Genomic DNA, 12,363 nt, shown 5'->3' with positions numbered 1-12,363 from the left:
GGATATCCCCTAAGTTGAAAGCCGGTGAGGCAAAAACAGCCGCCATTGTAGCGACCAGCCGCCCACTTATCCACATGAAGGTTGCGCACAGGGCATCCAAAATCAACGTCTTATCCTTGAAAAAGGCGACCGGCGGTCTGTGAATAAGCTCTGTGGATAACCGCCCCTGAGCTCGTTGCACAAGTGGGGTCGAAAGTCTGTGGGTAACTGGCCTGTGGATAACAAGCCATTCCACACACAGCTTATCCGACAGCGCAGCACAGGCAGAGCACCGTTTCTCCCCCGTGTTGTCATTCTCTGTACATCAGGTGGAATAAGGCCTAAAGGCAGTTATCCACAGAAGATCGCTTGCCTAGCTTTTATAAGCTTTACAGAAAAGCTTTAAATAACTTCCTTCTTTATTTTTATATCTATGCCATCGCTCATGGAAGAGAAGCGGACAGAAAGGCTGACGTGGCCGTCAGAGAACTAATTAAAGGAAAAGCTGGTTGGAAATTGACCTAGAGGCTTGCTTTCTCTAGAATCGCCGGTCTCTTAAAACGGGGGCCATTCCGGCCCGTTGTGGACGAACCAGGTAACAACGCCATGAAACGTACTTTCCAACCAAGCACCATCAAACGCGCCCGTACTCACGGCTTCCGTGCTCGCATGGCTACCAAGAACGGCCGTGCTGTCCTGTCGCGTCGCCGCGCCAAAGGTCGTGCGCGTCTGGCAGTTTGATAATCCGGTACTGGTGGTGAGTCAGGACTTCAGTCGGGAAAAGCGTCTGCTAACCCCCCGGCATTTCAAGGCAGTCTTTGACTCCCCCACCGGCAAGGTTCCGGGGAAAAATCTCCTGCTCCTTGCGCGTAACAACGATCTTGATCACCCCCGTCTCGGGTTGGTGATCGGCAAGAAGAGCGTAAAGCTCTCCGTTGAGCGCAATCGCCTCAAGCGTCTGATGCGCGAATCGTTTCGCCTCCACCAGGACACTCTGGTTGGTTGGGATATTGTTATCGTCGCGCGCAAAGGCTTGGGGGATGTAGAAAACCCCGAATTGATTCAGCATTTCGGCAAGCTCTGGAAACGTCTGGCGCGTACCCACAAACCAGCACCAGCAGTCAGCACCGAAACTGTAGGGGTAGACAGTACCGATGCGTAAACTGGCCCTCGTTCCGATCCAGTTTTATCGCTATGCCATTAGTCCTCTGATGGCCAGCCACTGTCGTTTCTACCCCAGTTGTTCCTGCTACGCGTTAGAGGCCATAGAAAATCATGGTCTTCTGCGCGGTGGCTGGCTGACCTTTCGTCGTTTAGGTCGCTGTCATCCGTGGAATCCCGGTGGTTATGACCCGGTTCCGCCTATCCCTACCTCCCGTTCCTCTTCGATGGCCGAGTAATCATGGATATTAAACGCACGATCCTGATCGTCGCCCTGGCAATCGTGTCCTACGTCATGGTCCTGAAATGGAACCAAGACTATGGCCAGGCTGCCCTGCCGACTCAGAATGTTGCTACCAATCAGGCTGCGCCGGCTATCCCGGACACCCCGCTGGGTAACAATGCGTCCGCGAGTGCCGATGTTCCCAGCGCGAATGGCGAGACAAGTGCCCCGTTAGAAACGCCAGTGGTCACCAACAAAGACCTCATCCACGTGAAAACGGATGTGCTCGACCTGGCTATCGACCCGCAGGGCGGTGATATCGCACAGCTGAAGCTGCCGCTTTATCCACGTCGCCAGGACCACCCGGATGTTCCGTTCCAGCTGTTCGATAACGGCGGTGAACGTACCTATCTGGCGCAAAGCGGCCTGACCGGCACCAATGGTCCGGATGCGCGTGCTACCGGTCGTCCGATTTATTCGACCGAGCAGAAAAGCTATCAACTGGCTGATGGCCAGAACCAGCTGAACGTCGACCTGAAATTCAGCCTCGACGGCGTCAATTACATCAAGCGTTTCAGCTTCACGCGTGGTTTGTACGATCTGAAGGTCACTTACCTGATCGACAACACCAGCGACAAAGCCTGGAGCGGCAACCTGTTTGCTCAGCTCAAGCGTGACGCCAGCTCCGATCCTTCCTCCAGCACCGCCACCGGCACCGCGACTTACCTGGGCGCTGCCCTGTGGACAAGTAACGAGCCGTACAAAAAAGTGTCGATGAAAGATATCGACAAGGGCGCGCTGAAGGAAACCGTTCAAGGTGGCTGGGTAGCCTGGCTGCAGCACTACTTCGTGACCGCATGGATCCCGAACAAGGGTGATGCGAACCTGGTTCAAACCCGCAAGGACAGCCAGGGCAACTACATCATTGGCTTTACTGGCCCAGCATTGACCGTCGCACCCGGCGCCAAGGCTGAAACCAGCGCTACTCTGTACGCCGGCCCGAAAAGCCAGGCCGTGCTGAAAGAGTTGTCCCCAGGTCTGGAACTGACTGTGGACTACGGCTTCCTCTGGTTCATTGCCCAGCCGATTTTCTGGTTGTTGCAACATATCCACAGCATTGTGGGTAACTGGGGCTTCTCGATCATTTTCCTGACCATGCTGATCAAGGGGATCTTCTTCCCGCTGTCAGCCGCCAGCTACAAGTCGATGGCGCGCATGCGTGCCGTGGCGCCTAAGCTTGCTGCGCTGAAAGAGCAGCATGGTGACGACCGGCAGAAAATGTCGCAGGCAATGATGGAGCTGTACAAGAAAGAGAAGATCAACCCGTTGGGTGGTTGCTTGCCGATTCTGGTGCAGATGCCGGTATTCCTGTCGCTTTACTGGGTACTCCTGGAAAGCGTGGAAATGCGCCAGGCGCCGTTCATGCTGTGGATAACTGACCTGTCGATCAAAGACCCGTTCTTTATCCTGCCGATCATCATGGGCGCGACCATGTTTATCCAGCAGCGCCTGAACCCGACTCCGCCGGATCCGATGCAGGCCAAGGTGATGAAAATGATGCCAATCATCTTCACCTTCTTCTTCCTATGGTTCCCGGCAGGTCTGGTGCTGTACTGGGTAGTCAACAACGTGTTGTCGATCTCCCAACAGTGGTACATCACACGTAAAATCGAAGCGGCCACCAAAAAAGCCGAGGCGTAATTTACTCTGTGGATAACCACTCAAGACGCCCCCTAGTGGGGCGTTTTGCTTTCTGCCACTTTAATTCTGGAACCTGCTGATGAGCGCTCCTCGTGAAACCATCGCTGCTGTCGCAACCGCTCAAGGTCGCGGCGGCGTCGGTATCGTTCGAATTTCCGGGCCGCTCGCGGGCGTGGCCGCCAAGGCGATCAGTGGGCGGGAGTTAAAGCCGCGGTATGCCCATTACGGCCCGTTTCTGGATGGGGACGAAAGCGTGCTGGATGAGGGCCTGGCGCTGTATTTCCCGGGACCCAACTCCTTCACCGGCGAAGATGTGCTGGAACTGCAGGGGCACGGCGGCCCGGTCGTATTGGATATGTTGCTGCAGCGCTGTCTGCAGTTGGGCTGCCGCCTGGCCCGTCCGGGTGAGTTCAGCGAGCGCGCCTTCCTGAATGACAAACTCGACCTGGCCCAGGCCGAAGCCATTGCCGACCTGATCGAGGCCAGTTCTGCACAGGCAGCGCGCAATGCATTGCGTTCGCTGCAGGGGGCCTTTTCGTTACGTGTGCATAACTTGACTGAGCAGTTGATCAGCCTGCGCATCTATGTCGAAGCGGCCATTGATTTCCCTGAAGAGGAAATCGACTTCTTGGCCGATGGCCACGTCCTGGCGATGCTGGATAAGGTCCGCGAGGAGTTATCCACAGTGTTGCGCGAAGCCGGGCAGGGCGCATTATTGCGTGACGGTATGACCGTGGTGATCGCGGGTCGTCCCAACGCCGGCAAATCCAGCCTGCTTAATGCTCTGGCGGGGCGCGAGGCGGCCATCGTCACCGAAATTGCCGGTACCACTCGGGATATCCTGCGCGAACATATCCACATAGATGGCATGCCGTTGCACGTGGTCGATACGGCCGGATTGCGCAATACCGACGACCAGGTGGAAAAAATCGGCGTAGAACGCGCGCTCAAAGCCATCGGAGAAGCAGATCGAGTTTTATTGGTGGTGGATGCGACGGCCCCGAGGCTGTGGATCCTTTTGCGTTGTGGCCGGAATTCCTCGAGCAACGGCCAGACCCGGCCAAAGTCACCTTGATCCGTAACAAGGCCGACTTGACCGGTGAGGCCATTGCGATGCAAACCAGCGACGATGGCCATGTGACCATCAGCCTCAGTGCCAAATCGGCAGGGGATGGCCTGGAGTTGCTCCGTGACCATCTCAAGGCGTGCATGGGCTATGAGCAGACCTCGGAGAGCAGCTTCAGTGCACGCCGCAGGCATCTGGAGGCGCTTCGCCACGCCAGCGCGTCGTTGGAGCACGGGCGAGCACAGCTGACCCTGGCAGGGGCAGGGGAGCTGCTGGCTGAGGATTTGCGTCAGGCGCAGCAGCTGTTGGGGGAGATTACCGGCGCGTTCAGTTCCGATGATTTGCTCGGGCGAATCTTTTCCAGCTTCTGTATCGGCAAATAGTCACGCGCTTACCAGTTGTAGGACACCGTACCCAGCAAGGTACGGCTGTCGCCCCAATAGCAGCGCCCCGCGTCGTTGCAACCGGCTACGTACTCCTTGTCGAACAGGTTCTTGGCGTTCACATCCACTGACCAGTGCGAATCAATCTGATACCCCACCGCTGCATCCACCAGCGTGACACTTCCAGCATCCAGCTTCCCGTACAGCGTAGGTGCCGTGTAGGAAAAGGTGCTGTCGAAATACCGCACGCCGCCGCCCACAGACAAGCCTTTAAGGTGACCGTCGAGGAAGCGGTATTTGCTCCACACCGAAGCCTGGTTGCGCGGAACGCCGGTCATCTGATGCCCTTCTACCAAGGAAGCGGCGGAATCCTTGGTAATCCGTGCGTCAGTGTAGGTGTAGGCCGCAGTCACATTCAGGTTTGGCGTAAGGTCGCTGTTGATTTCAACTTCCACACCTTTGGCGCGGCTCTCACCTACCTGGCGATAGCTGTTGGTGGTGGCATCGAGGTAGGTGTCGTCCTGTTTGCGCAAGTCGTACACCGACAGGGTCATCGCCGTGTCCCAGCCGATCGGCTCGTACTTCACGCCCACTTCATATTGGCTGCTGGTGATCGGCTTCAACGGTGCGCCGGCGTTGGAAATCTGCTGCACCGGAACGAACGCGGTGGAATAGCTGACATACGGCGTCAGGCCGTTGTCGAACTGGTACATCACGCCACCCTGATAGGTGAACTTGCGGTCCTGGGTGCTGATGTTGCTGGCCTTGTTCACTTTGTCGCGGAAATCGCTGTCAACCCAGTCCTGCCGGCCACCGAGCAGGAACAGCCAGTGGTCGTACTTGCTCTGGATCTGGGCGTACACGCCTTTCATCTGCTGCTCGAGCAAGGTGTTCTGCACAGCGATCGGCGTGAGCGGGTCTCTCAGGTACACCGGGTTATACACATTGATGGTACCGGCGAAACCGGCATCCCAATCCTGGTTGAACGAGGTGCGATCATAGCTGGCGCCGAACAACACAGTGTTTTCGAGCCCGCCGACCTGGAATTTGCCTTCGAGCTGGTTATCCAGGGAATAGACCATGGATTTGTTGTAGCGGTCGTAGGCGGTCATGTTCAGCTGGGTGCCGAAGCCGCGGTTATTCAATGCGCTCGGCCAGGTTTCATGACGGTTGATACGTGACTGCATGTACCGCGAGTTCTGGCGGAACTGCCAATCATCGTTGAAGCTGTGGCTGAACTCGTAGCCAGTGCTCCAGGCTTCGCGCTCAAAGGTGTTCCAATCCGGGTCGCCGAGCATGGTGTGCTTGGACAGCTTACCGTTGGGATTAGTGAGTAAGGTGCCCGCAGCGGGTAAGCCAAGTTCCAGATTGGTGTGGTCTTTCTGGTAGTTGGCCAACAGGGTCAGGGTGTTGTAGTCGTTGAAATTCAGGGTCAGGGACGGGGCGATGTAGATACGATCGTCCGGTACATGGTCGGTCTGGGTATCGGATTTGCGGCCAAGCATCACCAGGCGACCGAGGACATTGTCACTGTCATTGAGCGGCCCGGAGATATCCACACCCACCTGGCGGCGGTTGTTCGAGCCGTACCCCAATTGCACTTCGCCCTGGGGGTTGGCGGTCGGATGTTTGCTGACCAGGTTGACCAAGCCGCCCGGCGCGTTTTCACCGTAGAGCAGCGAAGAAGGGCCGCGGAAAACCTCGACCCGCTCCAGGCCATAAGGCTCACTGGTGGTGTCGTACCGATTGCCTTGCACACGTAGTCCATCCCTGAGCAGGCCGTAGCCGTAGTCCGTAGCGTTGAAGCCTCGAATGAAAAACAGGTCGCCCGCCAGCCCGTCGCCTGCGGCAAAAGGCGGCGCGAAGATACCGGGTACGTAACCGAGCACTTCGGTCAGTGTTTGCGATTTCTGATCCTTGATACGTTGCCCGGTCACCACCGATACCGAACGAGGCGTCTGCGACAGAGGCGTACTGGTCTTGGTGCCGATACGGCTGTTTTGCGCCTTGTAGCCGATATCCGGCGCAAGCCCCTGACCGAACCCATCTGTTTGATACGCGCTTACGGTCGTCGGTGCGAGGGTGAGCTGGCCGGTAGGTATTGCTTGCAAGCCATAGCTGCCAGGTGCCTGGGCGACGGCCTGCAACCCTGAGTTTTGCAACAGTAGCGCGAAACCTTGATCCACCGAATAATCGCCATCCAGACCGGAAGTGGTCAGACGCGAAGTCTGTTGAGGCGAGAACGACAGAATCACATTGGCCCTGGCCGCAAACTGACTCAGCGCACTGTCCAGTGGACCGGCAGCGATGACGTAGTGTTGCGTCGCGCTGGCGGCCATGACCCCTGTGGATAACAACGTACCGCAGGAGGCGGCGAGCAGCAGGCCGTAGGTAAGCGCGCGGCAGGAAAGTCGCTGGCGTAGCGGGGTAGGAAGGCACATAAATGGGTAAGCCCTGAAGGTAGCGTCGTGATTACCTGAAGGGCCGCGCCAGATAAAAAAAAGATAACCCCCTGTGGATTATTTTTCAATCAACCGATTCGGTTGACTGACACCCAATAGCGCGTGAAGTACTTCACCTGAATCGGCAGGGTGGACTGCAGGTTGGCCAGTACCGCGTCTGTCGAGTCCAGGCGGAACGCTCCGGAAACACGCAGGTCAGCGCAGGCCTGGTCACATTGGAGTAGGCCCGGCCGATAGCGCGCCAGCTCAGCGATGACATCGCCCAGTCTGGCGTCGAGCACGGTCAATTGACCGTTGGTCCAAGCTGCTTGTGTGCGGTCATAGTGCTGGGTGGGCCTTATGGCAAGTCGATCAAATTCCGCGCATTCACCCGCACCGAGCGTTCGGCTGTGGTCGGGCTGGTCGCCTGGGCAGAGGTTGACCCGGTCTTCCAGAACGCCGACCCGAGTGGAATCGGGGAACTGACGCACGGTAAACCGAGTGCCCAACGCCTGCACGCGGCCGTGGCGTGTCTCCACGTATAACGGCGGGTACTCGGCCCGCTTCCCGCTGTGGATAAGTACCTCACCCTCGCGCAGGCGGATCAAGCGTTGGCGCGCGTCGAACAGCACATCGATGGCCGTGTCGGTGTTGAGATCAACTTGAGTGCCATCGGCCAGTTCGATTCGCCGATGTTTACCCACAGGCGTTCGGTAGTCGGCCCACACGTTACCCAGAGATGTATGACGTTGGACATTCCAGCCCAGATACCCGGTACCGCCGAGTACCAGCATCCACTTGAGCACTTGGCGGCGTTGTTGCGTGGTGGTCAAGGCGCGCCGCGTGAAGTCCTGGGGCAGGGCGCCGAGGCTGCGCTGCAACTGCTCCAGCTGGCTCCACGCCGCCTGATGGGAAGGGTCCCCGTTGAGCCATTGCTGCCAGGCCTGCCGTTCGGCGGGCGTCGGCGTTTGCGCTTGAAACTGCACGTACCAACTGGCAGCGGCCTCAAATGTCTTGCGATCAGGCGCGGGCATTACAGACTGGCCATGATCAGTGAACACTCGGTCAGCGCACGAATCATGTGTTTTTTCACCGTGGTCAATGACACCTGCAGATCATCGGCGATCTGTTGATAAGTCAGCCCTTCAATCTGCGACAGCATGAAGATTCGCCGTGCACGTTCCCCCAAACCGGCCAGCGCCTTGTCCACAGACACCAGGGTTTCAATGATGATTGCCTTGTCTTCTTCACTGATGGCGGTGGCTTCAGGGCGCTCGGCCAGGGTTTGTTTATATGCCTGCTCAATGGCGTGCCGGCGATAGCGATCAATCACCAGGCCTCTGGCGATGGTCGCCAGGTAATCCCGTGGTTCGAGGATCTGCACAGCGTCGCGCCCACCCAGAATACGCACGAACGTATCGTGGGCCACATCGGCCGCATCGCAGGCGTTATGCAGCTTGCCTTTGAGCCACCCATGCAACCACGAATGGTGTTGCTCATAGATGTGCTGCACAGCTGTCGTGTGTGAAGGAGGGGACATAGGCGCGACAAGGTAGGTTAATGATAATCGCTATTATTAACCGTCCTCGTGTTTTCCCACAATAGATGTCTTGAGGCCAAATCTGCGGTTGGAGCCGGTGGTTTCCGTGATTTAAGCCCTGTGAATAACCGCCCTTGGGCCCAGTTGATAACCACGCCTGAAACCTGAGCAAAAACCGCTCTGTGGATAACCAACACTTTAATCCACAGGCTTAAGCCACTTATCCAAGCCCCTCATTGGCACATGACCACAACCTTTTGAATCGCTGTACACGACGGAAATAAAGGTCTACAGAGATCTATCCACAGAAAAGGTGCCCAGTAGAAATAAACATAAAAACAAAGATTTAATATATTTCTCTCTTTTAATTTCTATTGTCCGTGATTCATCCACAGCTGGTTAAATTTTGTGCAAAGGGTTCTTTAGGCAGGGCTAAGTCCCTATACTTGCCGCCAAAGCTCTAAAACTCTTTCAACAAACAATTCCTGATTACCTACATAAGCAGGCACGAGGTGCGTGGTGGATTTCCCTTCCCGTTTTGAAGTGATCGTCATCGGCGGCGGTCATGCCGGTACCGAGGCAGCACTGGCGTCAGCGCGCATGGGCGTAAAAACCCTGTTGCTGACGCATAACGTGGAAACCCTCGGCGCCATGAGTTGCAACCCTGCCATCGGAGGCATCGGCAAAAGCCATCTGGTCAAGGAAATCGATGCCCTTGGCGGCGTGATGGCAATGGCTACCGACAAAGGTGGTATTCAATTTCGCGTGCTCAACAGCCGCAAAGGCCCGGCCGTGCGGGCTACCCGGGCACAAGCCGACCGCATTCTGTACAAGGCAGCGGTACGTGAAACCCTGGAAAACCAACCGAACCTGTGGATATTTCAACAGGCAGCGGACGACCTGATCGTCGAGCAGGACCAGGTACGCGGCGTTGTCACGCAAATGGGTCTGCGTTTCTTCGCAGAATCCGTGGTGTTGACCACCGGTACCTTTCTCGGCGGGCTTATCCACATCGGCATGCAGAACTATTCCGGCGGGCGCGCTGGCGATCCGCCGTCGATTGCCCTGGCAAAACGCTTGCGTGAATTGCCGCTGCGTGTCGGCCGCTTGAAAACCGGGACCCCGCCGCGAATCGACGGGCGTTCTGTGGATTTCTCGGTGATGACCGAACAAGCCGGTGATACACCGATACCGGTCATGTCGTTCATGGGTTCCAAGGAACAGCACCCGAAACAAGTCAGTTGCTGGATTACCCACACCAATGCCCGTACCCACGAAATCATTGCCGCGAACCTCGACCGTTCGCCGATGTATTCCGGGGTGATCGAAGGCATAGGCCCGCGTTACTGCCCGTCGATTGAAGACAAGATCCATCGCTTTGCCGACAAGGAAAGCCACCAGGTCTTCATCGAGCCCGAAGGCTTGACCACCCACGAGCTGTACCCGAACGGGATTTCCACTTCCCTGCCGTTCGACGTGCAAATCCAGATCGTGCAATCGATTCGCGGGATGGAAAATGCCCACATCGTTCGCCCTGGCTACGCCATCGAGTACGACTACTTCGATCCGCGTGACCTGAAGTACAGCCTGGAAACCAAAGTGATCGGCGGTTTGTTCTTCGCCGGGCAAATCAACGGCACCACCGGTTACGAAGAAGCTGGCGCCCAGGGTTTGCTGGCCGGCACCAACGCTGCATTGCGTGCCCAGGGCAAAGACAGCTGGTGCCCGCGTCGCGATGAAGCGTACATCGGCGTATTGGTCGACGACCTGATTACCCTGGGCACCCAGGAACCGTACCGGATGTTCACGTCCAGGGCCGAATATCGCCTGATCCTGCGCGAAGACAACGCCGATCTGCGCTTGACCGAAAAAGGTCGCGAGCTGGGTTTGGTCGATGACACGCGCTGGGCGGCCTTTTGCAAAAAACGCGAGAGCATCACCCTCGAAGAGCAGCGCCTGAAAAGCACCTGGGTCCGCCCCGGCACCGAACAGGGCGATGCGATAGCCGAAAAATTCGGCACACCGCTGACTCACGAATACAACTTGCTCAACCTGCTGTCGCGTCCGGAAATCGATTACGCTGGCCTGGTCGAAGTGACCGGTGGCGGCGCAGACGATCCGCAGGTTGCCGAGCAGGTGGAAATCAAAACCAAGTATGCCGGTTACATTGACCGCCAGCAGGACGAGATCGCTCGCCTGCGCGCCAGTGAAAACACCAAGCTGCCTGTGGATATCGACTACACCGGCATTTCCGGGCTGTCGAAGGAAATTCAAAGCAAGCTGGGGATAACTCGGCCGGAAACGCTCGGCCAGGCTTCGCGTATACCTGGCGTGACGCCGGCAGCGATTTCACTGTTGATGATTCATTTGAAAAAACGCGGCGCGGGCCGTCAGTTGGAGCAAAGCGCTTGAGTTCGTTGGTCACCTCGCAACACGCCGAAGAGTTATCCACAGGTGCGCGCCAATTGGGCATAGACCTGACCGAAGCCCAGCACGCGTTGCTGATGGGCTACCTGGCCCTGTTGATCAAATGGAACAAGGCCTACAACCTCACTGCGGTGCGCAATCCGGACGAAATGGTCTCGCGCCATTTGCTCGACAGCTTGAGCGTGATGCCGTTTATCGAAAACGGTCGCTGGTTGGACGTCGGCAGCGGCGGCGGCATGCCTGGCATACCGCTGGCCATCCTGTTTCCAGAATCACAGGTCACCTGCCTGGACAGCAACGGCAAGAAAACCCGCTTCCTCACCCAGGTCAAACTCGAACTCAAGCTGGACAACCTGCAGGTTATCCACAGTCGCGTCGAAGCCTTTACGCCTGAACAGCCCTTCAACGGAATTGTTTCCCGGGCGTTCAGCAGCATGGAGAACTTCAGCAACTGGACTCGCCACCTTGGCGACCGCGATACCCGCTGGCTGGCAATGAAGGGCGTCCATCCAAGCGACGAGCTGTTAGCATTGCCGGCAGACTTCCACCTCGATAGCGAACACGCCTTGGCCGTACCCGGTTGCCAAGGCCAACGCCATCTGCTGATACTGCGCCGCACGGCATGATTGGGAACACAAGCAAGAATGGCTAAGGTATTCGCGATAGCGAACCAGAAAGGTGGCGTGGGCAAAACCACCACGTGCATCAACCTCGCAGCATCCCTGGTCGCGACCAAGCGCCGGGTGCTGTTGATCGATCTCGATCCACAGGGCAACGCCACCATGGGTAGCGGTGTGGATAAACACGGCCTGGAAAACTCGGTCTACGACTTGCTGATCGGCGAGTGCGACCTGGGCCAGGCCATGCACTATTCCGAGCATGGCGGTTATCAACTGCTGCCGGCCAACCGCGACCTGACTGCGGCGGAAGTGGTGCTGCTGGAAATGCAGATGAAGGAAAGCCGTCTGCGCAGCGCCCTGGCGCCGATCCGCGAGAATTACGACTACATCCTGATCGACTGCCCGCCGTCACTGTCGATGCTGACGCTCAATGCCCTGGTGGCTGCGGATGGGGTGATTATCCCCATGCAATGCGAGTACTTCGCGCTCGAAGGCTTGAGCGACCTTGTGGATAACATCAAGCGTATCGCTGAACTGCTCAACCCGAACCTGAAAGTCGAAGGCCTGCTGCGGACGATGTACGACCCGCGCCTGAGCCTGATGAACGATGTGTCGGCGCAGCTCAAGGAACATTTCGGCGACCAGCTCTACGACACGGTGATTCCACGCAACATTCGCCTGGCCGAAGCGCCAAGCTACGGCATGCCGGCGCTGGCCTACGACAAATCATCCCGTGGCGCCATTGCCTACCTGGCGCTGGCCGGCGAGATGGTGCGTCGCCAACGTCGCAATTCACGCACCGCTGCAGCCCAGCCAACTTAA

At 57.4% G+C, this 12,363-nt stretch carries 10 protein-coding genes and 1 pseudogene; 8 read left to right on the top strand and 3 right to left on the bottom strand.

Annotated features, from left to right (window positions below; genetic code table 11):
* The first annotated feature begins 585 nt into the window (after positions 1-585).
* From rpmH to mnmE, 5 genes and pseudogenes are all read left to right on the top strand, one after another.
* Positions 586-720 carry a 50S ribosomal protein L34 gene (gene rpmH, locus C4J93_RS27050; protein ID WP_003213577.1) on the top strand — a complete coding sequence of 45 codons (135 nt, stop codon included), beginning with the start codon at positions 586-588 and terminating at the stop codon, positions 718-720.
* 13 nt (positions 721-733) lie between these two features.
* Entirely contained in the window at positions 734-1,141 is a 408-nt protein-coding gene (gene rnpA, locus C4J93_RS27045; RefSeq protein WP_372238030.1) for a ribonuclease P protein component, read from the top strand.
* A complete protein-coding gene (gene yidD / locus C4J93_RS27040; protein WP_010207715.1) occupies positions 1,134-1,379 on the top strand; it encodes a membrane protein insertion efficiency factor YidD in 246 nt (81 codons plus the stop codon). The genes rnpA and yidD overlap by 8 nt, the downstream gene beginning before the upstream one ends.
* A gap of 2 nt (positions 1,380-1,381) precedes the next feature.
* Complete coding sequence (gene yidC / locus C4J93_RS27035; protein WP_124365081.1) at positions 1,382-3,064, top strand: membrane protein insertase YidC; 1,683 nt, start codon at positions 1,382-1,384, stop codon at positions 3,062-3,064.
* A gap of 79 nt (positions 3,065-3,143) precedes the next feature.
* A pseudogene (mnmE, locus tag C4J93_RS27030) lies at positions 3,144-4,513 on the top strand (tRNA uridine-5-carboxymethylaminomethyl(34) synthesis GTPase MnmE).
* An 8-nt stretch (positions 4,514-4,521) separates the two neighbouring features.
* Here mnmE and C4J93_RS27025 read toward each other — a convergent pair.
* The 3 genes from C4J93_RS27025 to C4J93_RS27015 form a co-directional block, all read right to left on the bottom strand.
* Positions 4,522-6,954 (bottom strand): TonB-dependent siderophore receptor, encoded by a 2,433-nt coding sequence (locus C4J93_RS27025; RefSeq protein WP_124430827.1) that lies wholly within the window; start codon positions 6,952-6,954, stop codon positions 4,522-4,524.
* Between the two features lie 89 nt (positions 6,955-7,043).
* Positions 7,044-7,988 (bottom strand): FecR domain-containing protein, encoded by a 945-nt coding sequence (locus tag C4J93_RS27020; protein ID WP_124430826.1) that lies wholly within the window; start codon positions 7,986-7,988, stop codon positions 7,044-7,046.
* Entirely contained in the window at positions 7,988-8,494 is a 507-nt protein-coding gene (locus tag C4J93_RS27015) for a sigma-70 family RNA polymerase sigma factor (RefSeq protein ID WP_124365077.1), read from the bottom strand. Before C4J93_RS27015 ends, C4J93_RS27020 begins: the two co-directional genes overlap by 1 nt.
* 519 nt (positions 8,495-9,013) lie before the next feature.
* Here C4J93_RS27015 and mnmG point away from each other — a divergent pair.
* From mnmG to C4J93_RS27000, 3 genes are read left to right on the top strand one after another with little or no spacing between them, the layout of a single operon-like run.
* A complete protein-coding gene (mnmG, locus tag C4J93_RS27010; RefSeq protein WP_124430825.1) occupies positions 9,014-10,906 on the top strand; it encodes a tRNA uridine-5-carboxymethylaminomethyl(34) synthesis enzyme MnmG in 1,893 nt (630 codons plus the stop codon).
* On the top strand, positions 10,903-11,547 hold the full coding sequence (rsmG, locus tag C4J93_RS27005) for a 16S rRNA (guanine(527)-N(7))-methyltransferase RsmG (protein WP_124368916.1): 645 nt from the start codon (positions 10,903-10,905) through the stop codon (positions 11,545-11,547). The genes mnmG and rsmG overlap by 4 nt, the downstream gene beginning before the upstream one ends.
* Before the next feature lie 18 nt (positions 11,548-11,565).
* On the top strand, positions 11,566-12,363 hold the full coding sequence (locus C4J93_RS27000; RefSeq protein ID WP_057725767.1) for a ParA family protein: 798 nt from the start codon (positions 11,566-11,568) through the stop codon (positions 12,361-12,363).

Origin of the sequence: Pseudomonas sp. R2-37-08W (genome assembly GCF_003851705.1) — a bacterium.
GTDB lineage: Bacteria > Pseudomonadota > Gammaproteobacteria > Pseudomonadales > Pseudomonadaceae > Aquipseudomonas.
The sequence above is the reverse complement of the archived record's forward strand: the minus strand, read 5'-3'. Positions and strand labels throughout refer to the sequence as shown.

Coding starts and splice junctions, on each gene's coding strand:
- C4J93_RS27020 (WP_124430826.1), bottom strand. CDS start 7,988: ATGCCCGCGCCTGATCGCAAGACATTTGAGGCCGCTGCCAGTTGGTAC.
- C4J93_RS27000 (WP_057725767.1), top strand. CDS start 11,566: ATGGCTAAGGTATTCGCGATAGCGAACCAGAAAGGTGGCGTGGGCAAA.
- C4J93_RS27015 (WP_124365077.1), bottom strand. CDS start 8,494: ATGTCCCCTCCTTCACACACGACAGCTGTGCAGCACATCTATGAGCAA.
- rpmH (WP_003213577.1), top strand. CDS start 586: ATGAAACGTACTTTCCAACCAAGCACCATCAAACGCGCCCGTACTCAC.
- yidC (WP_124365081.1), top strand. CDS start 1,382: ATGGATATTAAACGCACGATCCTGATCGTCGCCCTGGCAATCGTGTCC.
- yidD (WP_010207715.1), top strand. CDS start 1,134: ATGCGTAAACTGGCCCTCGTTCCGATCCAGTTTTATCGCTATGCCATT.
- C4J93_RS27025 (WP_124430827.1), bottom strand. CDS start 6,954: ATGTGCCTTCCTACCCCGCTACGCCAGCGACTTTCCTGCCGCGCGCTT.